The sequence below is a fragment of the Aestuariimicrobium sp. T2.26MG-19.2B genome (genome assembly GCF_950101875.1).
GTDB classification, from domain to species: Bacteria; Actinomycetota; Actinomycetes; order Propionibacteriales; family Propionibacteriaceae; genus Aestuariimicrobium; species Aestuariimicrobium kwangyangense.
Genome location: NZ_CATNLW010000001.1, coordinates 2073318 through 2091323, shown reverse-complemented (window position 1 = coordinate 2091323; position 18006 = coordinate 2073318). Strand labels below are relative to the sequence as shown.

The following is an 18006-nucleotide window of genomic DNA, read 5'->3' as shown; positions in this document are numbered from 1 at the left end:
CCGCCAGCCTAGTCACTGCCTACAGTGGGTCGGGTGATCGAACCCGAGGGCCACGGCTACCTGCTCGTCCATTTCGTCGAGGACCCCCACGGGCATGCGGAGAAGATCTTCCTGTCCCTCAGCGAGGGGGATGACCCCCTGCGCTGGCGTCGCCTCAACTCCGGTGCTCCGATCCTGGAGTCGACACTGGGAACCACCGGGGTGCGCGACCCGCACCTGCTGCGCCGTCAGGACGGCAACGGGTTCCACATCATCGCGACCGACGCGCGCATCTGGACCGGCGAGCCGACCATCGACTGGGACCGGTTGTCTCGCCACGGCAGCCGGAACCTGGTCGTGTGGGACTCCCCCGACCTGGTGCACTGGTCGGAGCCGAGGCTGGTCGAGGTGGCACCCGTCGAGGCCGGCATGGCGTGGGCACCGGAGGCCCACCATGACGCCGAATCCGGTGACTACCTCGTCTACTGGTCGTCGAAGCTGTTCGCGGACGAGTCCCACACCGGCGACAGCCACAGCCGAATCCTGGTCAGCCGCACGCGTGACTTCGTCACCTTCACCCCGGCCCGGGTCTTCCTCGACCAGGGCGTCGAGGTGATCGACCTGACGATCCACGTGGAAGCCGACGATGACCCGCACCCGGGGCGGGTGCACCGCTTCGCCAAGGACAACTCACCAGACGGCCGGCGCATCTTCGAAGAGGTGGCGGACAGCTTCTTCGGCGAGTGGCGACCGGTGGCGACACGGATCGGGGCGCAGATCGCCGACGGCATCGAGGCTCCCCTCGTCTTCCGTCATCACCACGAGCGCCGCTGGTACCTGTGGGTCGATTCCTACGAACTCGACCCCCAAGGCTACCGAGCCCTGACCACGACCGATCTCGGCTCCGGTCACTGGACCCAGATCGACCTCGACCTTCCCGCCCGGACGAAGCACGGCACCGTCCTGCCGCTGACCCGAACCGAGTACGAGGCGGTCGCCGCCGCCTTCTGAACCCGGGCTCAGCCGAACCACGAAGGGGGCCGCTCCCTGTTCCTGCGGGTTCAATCTAGATCGAGGGGCCCGGGAGTTGAGCCGGGCGACGGGTGCCAATCGTGCGAATCGTGTCGTCTGACGGGGAATGTTGCGCCCTGGCCGCAACTCCTGGCGCCACAGCACACGATCCGCACGATTGGTCCGAACGCCCAGTGCTGTCCGGCCACGCGGGCCGACCACCGATCACCCTGCGCTCACCCGCCCGGGCCACCCATCTGGGCCTGGGCGTCCCCGCCCACGTCATCGAGGGCCTGGTGGTCGACATCCCCGTCCTGGCTGTCCTCGTCGTCCTCGGGCACCTGCCAGGCCATCGGCAGCAGCGCGGTGGCCCTCGACAACGCGGGGTCGTCCACCAGGAATGACCTGACCCGACCGTGGGGTGCCGCCCGGGTCTCGAAACGCACCGTGACCCGACCCAGGCCGGTTCCCCAGACCCAGCCGCGACCGTGTTCCTCGTGCTCGACCTCCATGCCGGGCGTCCAGCCGCTGCTGCGGCGCCGCCCGAAGGGGCCGCCCACGTGCTCGTCCGTGTCGCCCGACGAGACGGAGGCGCTCACGGTGTCGCCATCGTCGTCGAGGTCGAAGAGTTCCTCCTGGGCAGCGCCGACGAAGCTGGACACCCCGATGCCGAGCAGACGGACCCCGACCCGCACGTCGAGCCCGGAGAGGAGTTCCCGTCCGGCACGGGCCACCCGCTCGGGCGAGTCGGTGCCCCCACTGAACGACCGCGACCGGGTGTGGGTGGTGAAGTCACCGAATCGCACCTTGATGGTGACGGTGCGGGCGAAGAACCCGTGACGACGAAGCCTGCCGACGACCACCTCGGAGTCGCGATCCAGGATGGCCTCCAGAGCGGCCCGGTCGGTGAGGTCGGTCTCGAAGGTGTCCTCGACCGAGATGGACTTGACCTCTCGTTGGCTCTCGACGGGGCGATCGTCGCGCGCGAACGCGAACGCGTGCAGGCCCGACGCCCAACTCGACCCCAGCTCGCGGGTCAGTTCGGTCAGGGAGGCGCGCTGCACGTCGGCGACGGTGTGGATGCCGAGCCGGTTCAGCTTCTCCGCGCTCACCGGCCCCACCCCCGGTATGGCCTTGGCGGGCAACGGGGCGATGGTGGTCACCTCGTCGCCCGGGGCAACCACGTGCAGGCCGTCGGGTTTGCCGAGTTCGCTGGCGACCTTGGCCATGAACTTGCTGGTGCCGATACCGATGGAGGCGGTCAGCCCCTCGGTTCGTTCGAACACCTGGGCGCGGATCCGTTCGCCCAACTCCACCAGGGCGGGTACCGACGAGCAGTCGACGCCGCCCGCGGCCAGGTCGACGAACGCCTCGTCGAGGCTCAGCGGTTCGATCCTGGGCGAGTACTCGGCCAGCAGGGCCATCACGATGCGGGACGACTGCCGGTACGCCTCGAAGCGCGGTGACAGGAAGGCCGCGTACGGGGCCCGCCGGCGCGCCTCGGCGCCCGACATGGCCGACCGCACTCCGAACAACCGAGCCTCGTAGGAGGCGGTGGCCACCACCCCACGCACGCCCACCCCACCGACGACGACGGGCTTGCCCCGCAGGGAGGGCTTGTCGCGCTGCTCGACGGAGGCGAAGAACGCGTCCAGGTCGAGGTGCAGCACCGAGGCGGTGGAGCGCACCTCAGATCAGGTCTTTGACGACGCTCTGGTAGATGATCTGCTCCTGGCCGGCCTCGTTGACCAGTCGGCCGTGCTCGGCCAACCCGAGGTTGTCGACCACCGCGATGGCGTCGGCGTTGTCGGCGCGCATCACGGCCCGCACCCGGGCGTAGCGGTCGATGCGGGCCAGTTGCTCGACGGCGGCCCGCACCAGTTCGGCGGTGAACCCCTGACCTGTCTTGGCGGGCACCAGCCGGTAGTAGAGCTTCCACACCGAGTCGCCGTTGGGCAGGCGGATGGCACGCATCCCGCCCGCGCCCACCAGGTCACCCGTGTCGCGCTCACGGGCCAACCAGTAGCCCAGCCCCCGGTTCAGCCAACTGGCCAGGTACTCACCGAGTTCGTTCTCGGCCTCCTCGGTCGTGGTGATGGGGCCGTCCGGGGCGAACGGGAAGGCGGCCGGGTCGGAGTGCAGGGCGAACCAGTCGTCCACGTCGACGGGTGTGGCCGGGCGGAGTTCGAGCCGGTCCGTCACGGTGACGGGGGCGTAGCGGACGAAGTCGAAGCCCCGCTGGGGTTCCCGGCTCAGCTCGGCCCACTGCTCGGGCCGGATCTCGGGGAACCGGGCGTCGCCGTCGGGCGACTGGTGCACCTCGGTGATGTCGAGCCCGGTGACCAGCTCCATCGACTGCTCGTAGATCTGTGCACCACCGGCCACGAACACGGTGTCGTCGCGGGCCTGCATCCGGTCGGTACGGGCGAGCTCGATGGCTCCCTCGATCGAGTTGGCGACCAGCACGCGGGTGGCCCCGGTGCCCGCGGGGGCCTGCCAGTCGGGATTGCGGGTGACCACGATGGTGGTGCGGTTCGGCAGAGGGCGTCCGATCTGCTCGAAGGTCTCGCGACCCATGACCAGGAAGTTGCCGGTGGTGCGTTCCTTGAAACGGGCCCAGTCCTCGGGCAGGTGCCATGGGATCCGCGACCCGTCGCCGATCACCTGGTTCTCGGCAACGGCGGCAATGCTGATGATCTGCATCGGTCTCCTCAGACGGCGATCGGGGCGGCTATGGCTGGGTGGGGGTGGTAACCGACCAGTTCGATGTCGGCCAGGGTGAAGGCGTCGATCTCGGTGACGTCGGGGTTGAGCCGCAGCTGGGGCAGCGGCCGGAAGTCGCGGGTGAGCTGCTCCCGCGCCTGGTCGAGGTGGTTGGAGTACAGGTGCGCGTCGCCCAGGGTGTGGACGAAGTCACCCACCCGCAGTCCGGTCACCTGCGCCAGCAGGTGGGTCAGCAGGGCGTATGAGGCGATGTTGAACGGCACGCCGAGGAAGACGTCGGCGGAGCGCTGGTACAACTGGCAGCTGAGTTCGCCGTCGTTGACGTAGAACTGCATGAAGGCGTGACAGGGCGGCAGGGCCATCTCGTCCAACTGGCCGACGTTCCACGCGCTGACGATGTGACGTCGGGAGTCGGGATTCGTCCGCAACCCCTCGATCAGGGTGGCGATCTGGTCGATGTGTTCGCCGTTCGGCGTGGGCCAGGAGCGCCACTGGTAGCCGTAGATGGGGCCGAGGTTGCCGTCGGCGTCGGCCCACTCGTCCCAGATGGTGATGGCGTTGTCGTGCAGCCATGCCACGTTCGTGTCGCCGCGCAGGAACCACAACAACTCACCGAAGACCGAGCGGGTGTGCACCTTCTTCGTGGTCAGCAGGGGGAAGCCCTGGCGCAGGTCGAAGCGCATCTGGTGGCCGAAGACACTCAGGGTTCCGGTGCCGGTGCGGTCGGACTTCACCGCGCCCTCGTCGAGGATCAGACGAACCAGGTCGTGGTACTGCTGCACCGCTCAACCCCTCGCGGACTGGTCGGCAGCCAGGGTCTGCGCCACCAGCGGCATGATCAGGCGCAGGGCCTGCCCGCGGTGGGATCGCTTGTCCTTCTCGTCGGGGTCGAGCTGGGCCGCGGTTCCCTTGGCGTTGTCGGGGGCGAAGATGGGGTCGTAGCCGAATCCCTCCGAGCCCGAGGGCTCGACCGTGATGTGGCCGGGCCACTCCCCCCGCACCACGTGCTCGCGCCTCTCACCGTGGGCGCCGGGCACGACCAGGGCCATCGCCGACACGAACCGAGCACGCCGATCTGCCTCGGGAACGTCGTCGATCTGGCGCAGCAGCAGCTCGAGGTTCTCCTCGTCCGTGGCATCCGAGCCCGCCCAGCGGGCCGACCGGATGCCGGGCATGCCATTGAGAGCGTCGACCTCGAGCCCCGAGTCGTCGGCCAGGGCGGGGAGCCCGTGTGCCGCCGCGGCGGCGCGGGCCTTGATCAGCGCGTTCTCCTCGAAGGTGGTGCCGGTCTCAGGAGGGGCCACACTGTTGGGCAGGTCAGCGAGCCCGAGCACGGCCACGTCGAGCTTCATCTCCTCGACGAGACGCTGCATCTCGACGAGTTTCTTCGGGTTGTGGGTGGCCAGCACCAGGGTGGGGCCGGCGGGGCGAACCAGATCGGCCAGCCAGGCCTGGGTCTCGTCGTTCACGGGAGTGCCTCCGCCGCCGGGGTCTCCAGCGCATGACGCTGGGCACGGTCCAGGTCGGAGCAGCCCTTCAGCGCCAGGTCGAGCAACTGGTTGAGCAGGTCACGGTCGAAGGGGGCACCCTCGGCGGTGCCCTGGACCTCGATGAAGTCGCCGCTGCCCGAGACGACCACGTTCATGTCGGTGTCGGCGGACGAGTCCTCGGTGTAGGCGAGATCGAGCAGGGGCACCCCGTCAACGATCCCCACGCTGATCGCCTGCACGGAGTCCTTGATGGGTTCGCCCTTGAGGGCGCCGCGGGCCCGTAGCCATTCGACGGCGTCCACCAGCGCGACGTAGGCGCCGGTGATGGACGCGGTGCGAGTGCCGCCGTCGGCCTGCAGCACGTCGCAGTCGATCTGGATCGTGTTCTCGCCCAGGGCCTTCGTGTCGATGACGGCACGCAGGGATCGTCCGATCAGACGGCTGATCTCGTGGGTCCGGCCACCGATGCGGCCACGTACCGACTCCCGGTCGGACCGGTCGTGGGTGGCGCGCGGGAGCATGGCGTACTCGGCCGTCACCCAGCCCAGGCCCGTGCCCTTGCGCCAGCGAGGAACGCCCTCGGTGACGCTGGCGGCGACGAGCACCCGGGTCTTGCCGAACTCGACCAGCACCGACCCCTCCGCATGGTCCAGCCAGTTGCGGGTGATGGTGACCGGTCGCAGTTGGTCGGCAGCGCGTCCGTCGGAACGGACGCCCGCCGCCGGGCCGGCAGGATCAACAGGATCAGGGGTGGGGACCATGGGGGCCACCCTACTGAACCTCAGTCGATCTGTGGCCCGGCGACGGGGGGTGGAAGTCGCTGCTCCGGTCAGCGGGGGCAGTGGCAGCGGTCGGCCATGTCGACCCCGGCCAGAGCCTGTTCGACGTGCTCACCGCAGCCCTGCCAGGTGGGCTTGCCGCACTTGTCGCAGGTGACTCGAGTGCACATGGGTTCCTCCTCGGGTTGGGTGCGGCCAGCCTAGACGCTCCCCTGCAGAGGGTCGTCAACACTGAAGAGGGTCGTCAACCGATGTGCACCCGCGAGACGTCCTGCACGAAGCCGCCGGTGAGCCGTCCCGCGATGCCCGAGAAGCGCTCCTCGTCGCCGGTGGTGAGGAAGAGTCGACGCGCCGGACGCTCGCGATCGGTGAGCAGGTGTCCCGCGGCGAGTGCGGCCCACGTCTGCTCCGCGGTCTCGGTGGCGCTCGAGACCAGGGTGACTCCCCCACCGAGCACATAGTTGAGCACTCCCGACAGGAGGGGGTAGTGGGTGCACCCCAGGATCAGGGTGTCGACCCCGGCCTCCTGGATCGGGGCGAGGTACTCGCGCGCGAGGCCGAGCAGTTCGTCCCCGCCCGTGATGCCGTTCTCGACGAACTCGACGAACCGTGGGCAGACCTGGGTGGTGAGGCTGATCTCGGGTGCGATCGCCAGGGCGTCGTCGTAGGCGCGGCTGGTGGCCGTGGCCCGGGTGCAGATGACCCCCACCTGTCGGTTGCGGGTGGTGGCGGCCGCGCGGCGGGCGGCGGGCAGCACCACTTCGACGATGGGCACGTCATAGCGCTCGCGGGCATCGTGCAGAACCGCCGCGGAGGCGGTGTTGCACGCGATCACCAGCAGTTTCACGCCGTGGGCGACGAGTCGGTCGAGGCACTGCAGCGCGAATTCCCGCACCTCGGCGATCGGACGGGGCCCGTACGGTGCCCGGGCCGTGTCGCCGAGGTAGACCATGTCTTCGCCGGGCAGCAGGTCGACGATGGCCCTCGCCACCGTGAGTCCCCCGAAGCCTGAGTCGAACACGCCGATCGGGGCATGGACGTCGGGGGTTCCCGGGGGGTTGACGCTCACCTCTGGCACGAGGGCAGACTACCGCCGGCGCGGGAGTGACAGCTGCACCAGCACCGGGCCGCTGCGGTGGGCCGACGGTGCCGCCGCCCCGCAGCCGGCGGTCGCGTCGGGTCGTCCCGAGGCGCAGCTGCCGCAGCCGCCGCTGGGGCAGCCGACGGCGAGTTCGGTGGCCCGCAGACGGCCCATGCGCCGCAGGTGGTCGACAGCGGCGTCGACGACGTCGCGGTCCAGGCCAGTGCGATCGGCCACCTCGTCCAGGCTGAGGGCGCCGGCACCGAAGGCGGCCAGCACCGAGCTCAGGGGTGCGCTCACCACCACCACCGTCCGACCTGGAAGACGACCACAGCGGCGATCCAGGCCACCACCAACTGGAGCCCGACGCCGAAGGCCGTCCAGCGCACCCCTATCTCGCGGCGTTGGGCGGCCAGGGTCGCCACGCACGGGGTGTAGGCGAGCAGGAACACCAGGAAGGCCAGCACCGCGGGCAGGGGGTGGCCGCCCGAACTGGCGTTGAAGGCATGCACGATCTGGTCGCCCAGCGCTCCGGCCGCTCCGGAGGCAGGGTCGGCCACCGCGTAGGTCTGGGCCCAGGAACTGATCACCGCCTCCTTCGCCACGAACCCGACCACCAGGGCCGAGACCGTCTGCCAGGTCGCGAACCCGGCTGGGCCGAAGATCGGCGCGACGGCTTGGGCGAGCCTCCCGTAGACGGAGTCGGCCACCGGCGCCTCGCCGAAGCCCACGCCGCCCACCGCCGGGATCGACTGCAGCAACCACACCACGGTGACGGCGGCGACGATGATGCCCGACGCGGTGCGCAGGAAGCCGGACAGCCGCTGCCAGGCCACCGCAGCGATCAGCCTCAGCGTGGGCCGATGGAAGGCGGGGAGGTCCATCAGCAGCGGATCGGCGCCGAAGGTGCGCCACAGGGTGGTCCGCAGCAGGGCGCCCACCCCGATCACGAACCCGATGCTGACCAGGTACATCACGAAGACGACCGTGCCCGCCCAGGGACCGAAGAACACCGAGGTCACCAAGGTGTAGACCGTCAGCCTCGCCGAACATGAGGTGAACGGGATCAGCAGCGAGGTCAGCAGTCGTTCGCGGGCCGTGGGCAGGATGCGGGTGGCGGAGATCGCTGGCACATTGCAGCCGAAGCCGACCACCAGCGGGAGGAAGGCGCGTCCCGGCAGACCGATGGAACGCATCAGTCGGTCGGTGACCACCGCGGCCCGGGCCAGGTAGCCGGAATCCTCGAGCAGGGCCAGCAGCACGAACATGAGCGCCATCAGCGGCGCGAAGGTCAGCACCATGCCGACCCCTGCGACCAGCCCGTCGACGACCAACCCCTCTGCCCAGGATCCTCCCAGGCCGACCGAACCGAACGCCGAACGCAGCGTCGAGGTCAGCGGGCCACTGACCACTGAGCCCAACGCCGCTTGCAGGGGAGCTGCCACGGTCGTGGTGACCTGGAAGACGAGCCACATCACACCCATGAAGATCAGCGGCCCAGCCACCGGGGCGGTCACCCATCGGTCGACGCGGTCGCTGAGGGTGCGAGCGGCCGAGGGGTCGCGGGTGATGGAGGCCGTCACTGCGCGGTCGATGGTGGCGAAGCGCTCGTCCTCGCGTGCGAGAGCGTCGTCTTCCACGCCCTGCGAGGCCGTGGGCCCCTCCCTGAACTGATGCGGGCTCAACGGATGGGGGGCCGACGGATGGGGGGCCAGCAGGCGGGGGCTCGGCACGTCCCGGGCAGCGGAGTCGACCACGACCCGGGCCAGTTCGTCCAGGCCACGCTGCCGTCGCGGATCGACGGCCACCACCGGCGCTCCCAGCTCCTGGGCCAGCAGAGCCGGATCGACGGTGATGCCCCGGCTGGTGGCCACGTCGCCCATCGTCAGGGCCACCACCACGCGCAGGTCGTGCTCGCGCAGTTGGGTCACCAGGTACAGCCCTCGGGCCAGCTGCGAGGCGTCGACGACCGCGACGGTCACCTCGGGGCGTTCACAGTGCGGTGCGTCGACCACCAGGTCGCGGCTGAGTGCCTCGTCCGGGCTGAGCGGATCGAGGCTGTAGGCCCCGGGGAAGTCGATCAGGGTCAGCTCCCGACCGGCCCGCCAGGTTCCCCGTGAGACCGCAACGGTGGTGCCGGGCCAGTTGCCCACGGTGACTCGGGCGCCCGTCAGCGCGTTGAACAGCGTGGACTTGCCCACGTTCGGGGCTCCCACCAATGCGACCACCGGCGCATCGCTGCCCGCTCCCGCATCGGACGAGGACCCGTGACAGGTGGCCCTGACGGTGGCCGCCCTCATCGTGCCCGCCTCATCTGGGCTGGACCATCAGGGCCGCGGCCAGGTCTCGTCCCAGTGCCAGCCTGGAGTCGCCCAGCGAGACCACTCGTCCACCACCGGCGGTGGCGAGCACCACTTCGAGTCGGTGGCCACGACGGATCCCCAGCGCTGCGAGCCGGCGCAGCAGCCCCGGACTGCCCTGGGCCTCGACGAGGGTGAGGGCGATGTTCAGGGGAGCCTCGAGCACGGAGCAGGCAGCGGACGTGGTCACGGCAACGAGCTTAGGTATGCCTCACCTGGGGTCCCTGGGCGGGTCGCCAATTTCGTCAGGCAACCCTGCCTCAACTGGTGCCCGGGTCGGGTGGCCCCCCGGTCAGCGAGCCTCAGGCGGGCTCGGCCAACGTCTCGAGCAACGACTCGAGCATCCACCCCAACCAGCCGTAGTACTGGTGCACCACGGCCCGCGGGTCGTCGTCCGGCAGTTGCGCGGCCTCGTCTGCTGACACCTCGTCGGTGATCCCCAGCAGCACCGACAGCACCAGCCTGAGGTTGTTCAACGTGCGCAGCCAGGCCTGCAGGTGATCGGCAGGGATCTGCACCCGTCCACGGGACGACAGGTGGTCGAGATCGTCGAGCACCAACCGGCACTCGGCCACCTTCTGGCGGCGCTCGTCGGCCTGGGTGAACCGGCGGAAGTCGTAGGCCGCCTCCGGGTCATCGGAGTAGGCGCTCGGGAACAGTCGCGCCGTGATCGGGTCGGGGTCGTCGAAGTCCTCGTCCTCGATGGTCTCCGACTCCGAGAAGCTGGCCTCCCACACGTGGAAGGGGTCGTCGTCCGGCCCCGCCGACCTGGCGTCGGGCACCGACGCGTCGGGCGAGTCCATCCGTCGGGTCGCTGCGGCGGTCTGTTGGTCGTGCTCGAGAACGTCGAGCAGTTGCTGCACCAGGTTGGGCAACAACTCCTGCTCAAGACCGTCGAGCGTCAACACGGTCTGCACACCGCGGCGGCTGAAACGTCCCATGGTCACGACCGGTCCACGGTCGCCCACAGCCCGAAGCCGTGCATCGCCGCGACATCGCGTTCCATCTCCTCGCGGGTGCCGTGGCTGACCACCGCCTTGCCCTCGTTGTGCACCATCAGCATCAGTTCCTCGGCCTTGTCGAGGCTGTAGTTGAAGTAGGTGGTGAAGACGTAGGTGACGTAACTCATCAGATTCACCGGGTCGTCCCACACGAGGGTGACCCAGCCGGGGGCGACCTCGGCCGAGGTGCTGGTCTGCTCGACGGTCGCAGTGCCGCCCGCTGGCGTGACAGGAACAGACATGGCTCCAGTATGTCCGACGACGACCACCTGACCCCGCAAACCGGGCGGTGGGCAGGGTGGCACCCATAAGCTGACGGGCATGACGACGGCGCTCCTGACCGACCATTACGAGCTCACCATGGTGCGGGCTGCGATGGGGGACGGCTCGGCCTCCCGCCACAGCGTCTTCGAACTGTTCGGGCGGCGCCTGCCCGAGGGACGCCGCTACGGGGTGGTCGCCGGTGTGGGCCGCGCGCTGAGGGCCCTGGAGGAATTCCGCTTCGATGAGGAGACCGTCGACTTCCTCGTGCGCACCGGGGTCGTCAACCACGACCTCGCCCAGTGGCTCTCGACGTTCCGGTTCAGCGGGAACATCTGGGGCTACGGCGAGGGCGAGGTGTACTTCCCCGGCTCCCCGCTGCTCGTGGTCGAGGGCACCTTCGCTGAGGCGTGCATCCTCGAGACACTGTTCCTGTCGATCTACAACCACGACTCCGCGATCGCCTCGGCCGCCAGCAGGATGACCGCCATGGCCGAGGGCCGTCCGGTGATCGAGATGGGATCGCGCCGCACCCAGGAGTGGAGCGCCGTCGCGGCCGCCCGGGCCGCCTGGATCGCCGGGTTCGCGTCGACCTCCAACCTCGAGGCGGGACGCAGTTGGGGGGTGCCCACGGCCGGAACCGCCGCGCACTCGTTCACCCTGCTGCACGACTCCGAGGACGACGCGTTCCGCTCCCAACTCGCCGCCCTGGGTGAGCAGACGACGCTGCTGGTCGACACCTACGACGTGGAGCGGGCCGTCCGCTCGGGGGTCGAGCTGACGCACGGACGACTGGGTGCCGTGCGCCTCGACTCCGGAGACCTGGCCATCGCTGCCCGTGAGGTGCGCGACCTGCTCGACGACCTGGGCGCCGAGGACACCCGGATCATCGTGACCTCCGACCTGGACGAGTGGCAGATCGCGGCTCTGCGTGGGTCGCCCGTGGACGGGTTCGGGGTCGGCACCTCGGTGGTGACCGGTTCGGGCCACCCCACCTGCGGGTTCGTGTACAAACTGGTGGCCCGGGCCGACTCGAACGACCCGGGTGCCCCGCTGCAACCCGTGGCCAAGAAGTCGACGAACAAGGTTTCGGTCGGGGGACGCAAGTACGCCCTGCGCCGACGCGACGAACACGGTCACGCCGAGGCCGAGGTGGTCGGCATCGGCGCCGCGCCCGGCGACGACGGCAATGATCGTCCGCTGCTGGTGGAGCTGGTGCGTGACGGCGAGATCGTGGGTCACGAACCGATCAGCGCGGCCCGTGAGCGACACCAGGCGGCACGGGACGAGCTGCCGCGCTCGGCCCTGCGCATCTCGAAGGGCGAGCCGGCCATCCCCACGCTGATGCTCGACGAAGACGGAGACCTCACCCACAACCCCTACCAGAAGGCCTGACATGAACGCGCGTGCCCTGATCGTCGTCGACGTACAACCGGACTTCTGCGAGGGGGGCGCGCTGCCCGTCGTCGGCGGCAACGCGGTTGCCGACAAGATCGCCGACCTGCTCGACTCCGAGCACGGCTACGACCTGGTGGTGGCGACCCGCGACCACCACATCGACCCCGGCGCTCACTTCTCCGACCATCCCGACTACGTCGACTCGTGGCCCCCGCACTGCGTGGTGGGCACCCCGGGGCAGCGACTGCACCCCGACCTCGACTCCCGCGAGTTCGCGGCCGTGTTCGACAAGGGCTCCCATGCAGCTGCCTACTCGGGTTTCGAGGGCACGATCGGTGGGGAGCCCGAGGGCGAGGCCCTCGAGCCCTTCCTGCGCCGCCACGACGTCAGTGAGGTCGACGTCTGCGGGCTGGCCTTCGACTACTGCGTCAAGGCGACCGCCGTCGATGCCGCCGCGGTCGGGTTCCGCACTCGGGTGCTGGTCGACCTGACCGCCTCGGTGCACCCCGAACGCGACGATGAGCTGGCCGACCAACTCTCGGCTGCTGGCGTCGACACCCACACGGCGCACTGATCCCGTGCTGGGTGTCGCGGCGGCCCAGTTCGCCCCCACCGATGACCGGGCGCGGAACCTCGCCGAGATCGAAGGACTGGCCCGGTTGGCGGCCGAGCGTGGCGCAGGACTGGTGGTCTTGCCCGAGTACTCGAGTTGGTTCGTACCAGAGCTCGGCCCCGCCTGGCTGGACCATGCCGAACCGCAGTCGGGTCCCTTCGTCGCCGGGCTCGGTCGGATCGCGGACGATCTGGGTGTGCACCTCGTGGCGGGGATGGCCGGGGTCTCGTCCGAACCCGGCAAGGTGAGCAACGAAGTGGTGGCGGTCGCGCCCGGCGCCGGGGTGGTGGCCACCTACCGCAAGCTGCACCTGTACGACGCGTTCGGGGGACGCGAGTCGGACTGGGTCGAGGCGGGTGACCTGCGCGACCCTCAACTGTTCGAGGTGTCGGGCTTCCGGGTGGGGCTGCAGACCTGCTACGACCTGCGCTTCCCGGAGGTCACGCGATGGCTGGTCGACGCGGGCGCGGAGGTGGTGCTGATGCCGGCCGAGTGGGTGCGCGGCCCGTTGAAGGAGTCCCACTGGGACACACTGATCAAGGCACGCGCCATCGAGAACACCGTCTGGTTGGCCGCCGCCGACCATCCACCGAAGGTGGGGGTGGGGCACTCGATGGTGGTCGATCCGATGGGTGTCCAGCTCGCCTCGGTGGGAGAGGAGCCGCGGGGGGTGGCCCTGGCCTGGTTGGATCGTGAACGCCTGCGCGAGGTCCGGACGACGAACCCGTCACTGCGGTTGCGTCGGTTCCGGGTGGAACCCGGTCCACCGGCGACCGACTGATCGCCACGGTGGTGAGCCGTCGAGCGGGTCAGCGATCCCTGGCGGTGGACGGCGATCCGTCCAATCGGACGAGTGACCTCAGGCGCGTCACGAAGGGATCGGCCAGCCACCACAGCAGACAGCCACCGGCCACGGCAGCGAGCGAGCGAGCGATCCCCGGCACGACCCCCGGCTCCCACCGCGGGACGAGTTGGAAGATCTGGAACTGGAAGACGTAGATGTAGAGCGAGGCCGACGCGATCACCACGACCGTCGAGACCAGGCGACGGGGAACAGGCACGTCGCGCACGAAGGCCAGCAGGCACACCCCGGCCAGGATGGTCAGGTTGCGCTGCGGGTCGGGGAAGTACGTGACGATCCCCACCGCCAGCACCGTCAGGCTCACCAGCCGTCGCTGTACCGTCGCGGCGTGGGAGATCGCCGCCCCGACCGCGAAGATGAAGAACACCGTGTGCGGCACCCCTCCCACCGGAGCATCAGAGATGGCATGGGCGACGAACCGGGGCACCAGCGCCAAGGCGGCGATCACCACATGCACCCGCCATGGGTCGGCGCGACGAGCGCGCGCGATGGGCGGCACGGCGCAGAGCACCGTCATCACGACCAGACAGGCCACCAGCGAATCGACGAACCACAGTTCCACCCGGGTGTCGTCGAGGCCTCCGAACAGCCAGTTCAGCAGGAAGACATTGGCCCAGCCATAGCGGTCGGAGGCCACCATCCCGACGATAGCGGCGGCGGCCGTGGGCAGCCACACCCCCACCACGGAGCGCAGGGTTGCCTGGAGACGCTGGCGCGCGCCCTCCAAGGACAATCCGAACCGTGCCGCGTTCCAGCCAGCGATGGCGAGCAGGACGTGGGCACCCCCGGCTGCGTCGATCACCCGCGTGTGGGAGAAGCAGATCATCAGGACGGTCAGGGCGCGCAACACCACATTGGTCTCGACCCGGTGCGAGGTCCGGTGCTCGGGGGCGGCGAGTTCACGGAGGGGACGATGGTGCCAGTCCGACGGCAGATCGCCGACCAGGGCACCGAGACGGGTCGTCGCAGCCACGTGGGTCAGGGAGTCGCCGCCCTGCTCGACGAACGACCGGTCGGGATCCAGGGAGTCCACCGCCAACACGGAGGCCAGCACGCCGGCGACGTCGGTGACGGTGACGGCCTCACCGCCGGAGTCCACGGACCGACGCGTCTCACGACAGCTGTCGAGGGTGGCGGCGCGAACCAAGGCGTCGGCGGCGATCCGGTCGACCTTGCCGTTGTCGAGCAGGGGCATCGGCATCACGGCCACGTCGATGACGGCCGGCCCGACCCCGCTGGCCGCGGCGGCGTCGCGACGGACCCGGCTGGCACGTCCGGGGTCGTCGTGCACCGCGGGGTTCACGGCGATCCGCAGACCGGTGTCATCACCGGTGACCACGACCTCGTGGCCCTGCTCGCCCAACAGCTGTTCGAGACGATCGAGGTCGACGCGCAGCCCCATCAGCTTGGCGAAGTTGCGGCGTCGTCCCACGATGCGCACGAAACCGTGGTCATCGATGGTGGCCAGGTCGCCGGTGCGGAGTTCGTGCTGCATCCTGCCCAATGCCAGGTCGTCGGCATGTTCGGCGTAGCCCAACATCACGCTCGGCCCCGTCACCACCAGTTCGCCCACTCCTGGGCCGTCGGCCTCCGGCACCGAGAGGTCCAGCCGCAGTCCGGTGCCGGGGACGGCTCGTCCGACACTGTCGGGATGACGCTCGGCGCACCCCGGTGGTCCGATGGTGATGCGGGCGGTCGACTCGGTCTGGCCGTACATCACCCGCACCTCGCAACCCGTCGACGAAGCTGCCGCCGCCAACTGGCTGACGCTGCGGGCCGGGAGTCGACCCCCGGCCTGGGTGAGCATCCGAAGATCGGGGAAGCCGGAGTCCAACAGCGCTGAGTCCGCCAGCCACTGGGCTGAGTGCGGCACCAGCGCCACGTTCGTGACACCACGTTCACGCACCGTCGACCAGAACTCGGGCTCGACCGGCGACCCGTCGTCGATCACCAACGAGGCCCCGGCCACGAGGTGGGCGTGCAGCACCGACAGCCCATAGCAGTAGTGCAGGGGAAGCGAGGTGATCCCCCGGTCGTCCGCTGTCAGCCCCAGGGCCGCGACGATGCCCCGGGCATTGGCGCGCAGGTTCTCGCGGGAGAGCCTGACCAGTTTGGGGGACCCGGTACTGCCCGAGGTGCTCAGCAGCACCGTGAGGTCGGGGTGCAGCAGGTGCCGGGGTCCTCGAGGATCCCCCACCCAGTCGAAGCCCCCCGGGACCAGGTCGAGGTCGGCCGGGTAGGTGGCCACCACCTGCTCGGTCCTGGCCGCCTGTCCGGGCTGCCCGGGGCCCAGCACCAACGCCACGTGGCCCGCCTCAAGCACGGCGAGGTAACCGATGATGGCATCGAGGGTTCGCTCCATCCGCACATGCACCAGACAGCGGCCATCGAGCGAGTCGGGCAGCAGTCGCGCCCGCTCCGAGACAAGACGGCCGAGTTCGGCGCCGGTGACCACCCGGTCACCGGCCACCCATGAGCCGGGCAGGATGGCAGCCGGGTCGTCCAGCAGGAGCTTCACGGCAATTAGGGTAGCCTGTGCTTACCTAATCCCCGTCATCGCCCACATGGACACTCCCCTGCCCCCAACATCGCCACCCCGAGACACCACCACCCACGTCTGGTGGACTCCGCTGACGCTGGCCTCGATCGAACAACTCGACGTGCTGGACGAACCGGAGCGGGCCAGGCTCGAACGCATCGCACCGCCCGCCGACCGGGCACGGGTGATGCTCGGAGCGGCCCTGCTGCGCCACGCGATCGCCGGGCTGAGCGGGCTCGCACCCGACCTCGTCGAGGTCGACCGCACCTGCGAGGAGTGCGGACGGCAGCACGGTCGTCCGGTGCTGGTCGGGCAGCCGTGGCAGGCATCGGTCTCACACTCAGGGCTCCTGACTGTCGTCGCCCTGTGCCTCGAACCGATCGGCATTGACGTGCAACGGAGAACCGGCGGCCAGCGAGGAGCCGGCGGGGACGGCCGGGTCGACGTCGATGGGGAGGTCGACGTGGAGGACTGGGTGAGGCGCGAGGCGCGGTTCAAGTCAGGGCTGGTCGCGCCCTCGTTCGTCGACCTGCACCCACCCGCGCCCGGGCATGTGGCAATCCTGGCCCGGTCAGGCAATGGCCCGGTCGTCGAACACGACGGGGCTGAGCTGCTCAGGCGGCGGCCGTGACCTCGTCGGCCTCCTCATGGGTGGTGACCCAGAACCGGGCCGCCACCACCAGCCCCGCCAGCAGCAGCACCGAGGTGAGCATGAAGGGCCAGCTGCGGTCGTGGCTCGACAGCCACCCGCTGAGCCACCCGAACGGCGCGGTCACCAGCATCACCGCCGTGCGCTGGATCGCCATCACCCGGGAGCGCTCGGTGCGGTCGACGTGCAGGGCCACCAGGGACTCGGCCAGCATGAACAACATCCCGGCTCCGAACGCGTCCAGCAGCAGGCACACCCCCAGCAACGCGAAGGTCGACAGCGACGCGCCGCCCGGGGCCGCCGGGATGGTGACCAACAGCGCCTGGCCAGCGAGATAGACCCCGAACCCCAGCATCGTGGGCACCCTCAGGTGCTTGCCGTGGGTGAGCCGCGGGATCAGGGTGAAGAAGAAGAGCACCGACAACAGCGAGCGCACCATGGGGAAGAACGGCAGCAGCGCGTCGCTGACCCCCAGTCGCTGGTTGATCGCGACCTGCCAGAACGTGCCGTTGACGAGGCTGACGGCGGCCACGAGCACCGCGATCACGAGCGAGAAGATCGTCCCCCTCGAACGGACGATCAACCGCGCCACCCCGCGGTACTCCCACAGCGAGGTCCAGATGCTGGTGCCGCGCGTCTGGGCCATGCGCAGCCGGCCCGTGTCGGTCTCGGTGGTGAACCGCCACAACAGCCAGATCTTGACCGACATGATGACGAAGGCGTTGAGGTAGAGGATGCGCACCGCCAGTTCCAGCCCCAGGTTCGACACCAACAGGGCGGCGATCGGGGCGAACAGCGAGGAGAACTCGGCAGCCACCTTCACCAGCGAGTACACCCGCGGGATCTGCCTGCGGTCGAGGTCCTCCACCAGCAGGCAGTCCCAGGAGTTCTGCGTCACCTGCCAGACGCCGTTGACGACGGAGGCGACCAGGAACCACCAGAAGTTCTGCGCGAACGCCCAGATCAGGCACGGGATCGCCCACGAGACGATGTCGAAGACCGCCGTGGTCAGGCGTCGGCCGAGCTTGTCGGTGATCACGCCGCTGAGCAACCCGAACACCATCTGCGAGAGCATCGAGATGGTGGCCAGCAGGCCGATCTGGGTGTCGTGGACGCCCAGGGCAAGCATGAACACCGAGGCGTAGGGCAGCACCAACATCATCGACAGACCCCACATGGGCTCTGAGTAGACAGCCGCTCGGCTGTTCCCACGCAGGTGCAGCAGGGTCGAGATCATGGGGTTGCGAACGCCGGACACC

18 protein-coding genes are annotated in these 18006 nt (G+C 69.6%); 5 read left to right on the top strand and 13 right to left on the bottom strand.

Translation table 11 applies throughout. The features are described 5' to 3' along the window. Positions 1–33: 33 nt before the first annotated feature. Positions 34–990: a glycoside hydrolase family 43 protein gene (locus QQZ11_RS09275; RefSeq protein ID WP_284550014.1), complete on the top strand. Its 957-nt coding sequence runs from the start codon at positions 34–36 to the stop codon at positions 988–990. 236 nt (positions 991–1226) lie between these two features. Here the strand turns inward: QQZ11_RS09275 and QQZ11_RS09270 are convergent, their stop codons facing one another. The 11 genes from QQZ11_RS09270 to clpS form a co-directional block, all read right to left on the bottom strand. After that, the gene (locus QQZ11_RS09270) at positions 1227–2678 is read right to left on the bottom strand and encodes a DNA polymerase IV (RefSeq protein WP_284550013.1); all 1452 of its coding nucleotides are present in this window, start codon (positions 2676–2678) and stop codon (positions 1227–1229) included. Position 2679: 1 nt separating this feature from the next. After that, positions 2680–3693 (bottom strand): dihydrofolate reductase, encoded by a 1014-nt coding sequence (locus QQZ11_RS13660; RefSeq protein ID WP_022910854.1) that lies wholly within the window; start codon positions 3691–3693, stop codon positions 2680–2682. Positions 3694–3701: 8 nt separating this feature from the next. Then, a complete protein-coding gene (locus QQZ11_RS09255) occupies positions 3702–4496 on the bottom strand; it encodes a thymidylate synthase (RefSeq protein ID WP_284550011.1) in 795 nt (264 codons plus the stop codon). Positions 4497–4499: 3 nt separating this feature from the next. Further along, on the bottom strand, positions 4500–5123 hold the full coding sequence (rdgB, locus tag QQZ11_RS09250) for an RdgB/HAM1 family non-canonical purine NTP pyrophosphatase (RefSeq protein WP_211217346.1): 624 nt from the start codon (positions 5121–5123) through the stop codon (positions 4500–4502). A 56-nt stretch (positions 5124–5179) separates the two neighbouring features. Continuing rightward, the gene (rph, locus tag QQZ11_RS09245) at positions 5180–5965 is read right to left on the bottom strand and encodes a ribonuclease PH (RefSeq protein WP_051139787.1); all 786 of its coding nucleotides are present in this window, start codon (positions 5963–5965) and stop codon (positions 5180–5182) included. Between the two features lie 262 nt (positions 5966–6227). Beyond that, the gene (gene murI, locus QQZ11_RS09240) at positions 6228–7052 is read right to left on the bottom strand and encodes a glutamate racemase (RefSeq protein WP_284550206.1); all 825 of its coding nucleotides are present in this window, start codon (positions 7050–7052) and stop codon (positions 6228–6230) included. A gap of 18 nt (positions 7053–7070) precedes the next feature. Beyond that, the gene (locus tag QQZ11_RS09235; RefSeq protein ID WP_284550009.1) at positions 7071–7364 is read right to left on the bottom strand and encodes a FeoC-like transcriptional regulator; all 294 of its coding nucleotides are present in this window, start codon (positions 7362–7364) and stop codon (positions 7071–7073) included. Beyond that, complete coding sequence (gene feoB, locus QQZ11_RS09230; protein ID WP_284550007.1) at positions 7361–9364, bottom strand: ferrous iron transport protein B; 2004 nt, start codon at positions 9362–9364, stop codon at positions 7361–7363. The genes QQZ11_RS09235 and feoB overlap by 4 nt, the downstream gene beginning before the upstream one ends. Positions 9365–9374: 10 nt before the next feature. Continuing rightward, on the bottom strand, positions 9375–9614 hold the full coding sequence (locus tag QQZ11_RS09225; RefSeq protein WP_022910850.1) for a FeoA family protein: 240 nt from the start codon (positions 9612–9614) through the stop codon (positions 9375–9377). Between the two features lie 112 nt (positions 9615–9726). Beyond that, the gene (locus QQZ11_RS09220; protein WP_284550205.1) at positions 9727–10365 is read right to left on the bottom strand and encodes a DUF2017 family protein; all 639 of its coding nucleotides are present in this window, start codon (positions 10363–10365) and stop codon (positions 9727–9729) included. A gap of 2 nt (positions 10366–10367) precedes the next feature. Continuing rightward, positions 10368–10667: an ATP-dependent Clp protease adapter ClpS gene (gene clpS / locus QQZ11_RS09215; protein WP_022910848.1), complete on the bottom strand. Its 300-nt coding sequence runs from the start codon at positions 10665–10667 to the stop codon at positions 10368–10370. Between the two features lie 79 nt (positions 10668–10746). On the opposite strand from clpS, the gene QQZ11_RS09210 reads away from it, so the two are divergent. From QQZ11_RS09210 to QQZ11_RS09200, 3 genes are read left to right on the top strand one after another with little or no spacing between them, the layout of a single operon-like run. After that, positions 10747–12081, top strand: coding sequence for a nicotinate phosphoribosyltransferase (locus QQZ11_RS09210; protein WP_284550005.1), 1335 nt, complete (start codon positions 10747–10749; stop codon positions 12079–12081). A gap of 1 nt (position 12082) precedes the next feature. Beyond that, entirely contained in the window at positions 12083–12658 is a 576-nt protein-coding gene (locus QQZ11_RS09205) for an isochorismatase family protein (RefSeq protein WP_022910846.1), read from the top strand. Further along, positions 12603–13478, top strand: coding sequence for a carbon-nitrogen hydrolase family protein (locus tag QQZ11_RS09200; protein ID WP_284550003.1), 876 nt, complete (start codon positions 12603–12605; stop codon positions 13476–13478). The genes QQZ11_RS09205 and QQZ11_RS09200 overlap by 56 nt, the downstream gene beginning before the upstream one ends. Before the next feature lie 28 nt (positions 13479–13506). Here QQZ11_RS09200 and QQZ11_RS09195 read toward each other — a convergent pair whose 3' ends face one another. After that, on the bottom strand, positions 13507–16077 hold the full coding sequence (locus QQZ11_RS09195) for an AMP-binding protein (RefSeq protein WP_284550001.1): 2571 nt from the start codon (positions 16075–16077) through the stop codon (positions 13507–13509). Between the two features lie 46 nt (positions 16078–16123). Here QQZ11_RS09195 and QQZ11_RS09190 point away from each other — a divergent pair, with 46 nt between their 5' ends. Continuing rightward, positions 16124–16729 carry a 4'-phosphopantetheinyl transferase family protein gene (locus tag QQZ11_RS09190; RefSeq protein ID WP_284549999.1) on the top strand — a complete coding sequence of 202 codons (606 nt, stop codon included), beginning with the start codon at positions 16124–16126 and terminating at the stop codon, positions 16727–16729. Here the strand turns inward: QQZ11_RS09190 and QQZ11_RS09185 are convergent. Next, a complete protein-coding gene (locus QQZ11_RS09185) occupies positions 16713–18005 on the bottom strand; it encodes an MFS transporter (protein WP_284549997.1) in 1293 nt (430 codons plus the stop codon). The two genes, QQZ11_RS09190 and QQZ11_RS09185, sit on opposite strands and share 17 nt — an antisense overlap. Position 18006: the final 1 nt, after the last annotated feature.

What these genes read in the sequence shown, in the direction of transcription:
- QQZ11_RS09205 (WP_022910846.1), top strand. Translation starts at nt 12,083, where the DNA reads ATGAACGCGCGTGCCCTGATCGTCGTCGACGTACAACCGGACTTCTGC.
- feoB (WP_284550007.1), bottom strand. Translation starts at nt 9,364, where the DNA reads ATGAGGGCGGCCACCGTCAGGGCCACCTGTCACGGGTCCTCGTCCGAT.
- QQZ11_RS09220 (WP_284550205.1), bottom strand. Translation starts at nt 10,365, where the DNA reads ATGGGACGTTTCAGCCGCCGCGGTGTGCAGACCGTGTTGACGCTCGAC.
- QQZ11_RS09210 (WP_284550005.1), top strand. Translation starts at nt 10,747, where the DNA reads ATGACGACGGCGCTCCTGACCGACCATTACGAGCTCACCATGGTGCGG.
- QQZ11_RS09190 (WP_284549999.1), top strand. Translation starts at nt 16,124, where the DNA reads ATGGACACTCCCCTGCCCCCAACATCGCCACCCCGAGACACCACCACC.
- QQZ11_RS09200 (WP_284550003.1), top strand. Translation starts at nt 12,603, where the DNA reads ATGAGCTGGCCGACCAACTCTCGGCTGCTGGCGTCGACACCCACACGG.
- rph (WP_051139787.1), bottom strand. Translation starts at nt 5,965, where the DNA reads ATGGTCCCCACCCCTGATCCTGTTGATCCTGCCGGCCCGGCGGCGGGC.
- clpS (WP_022910848.1), bottom strand. Translation starts at nt 10,667, where the DNA reads ATGTCTGTTCCTGTCACGCCAGCGGGCGGCACTGCGACCGTCGAGCAG.
- QQZ11_RS13660 (WP_022910854.1), bottom strand. Translation starts at nt 3,693, where the DNA reads ATGCAGATCATCAGCATTGCCGCCGTTGCCGAGAACCAGGTGATCGGC.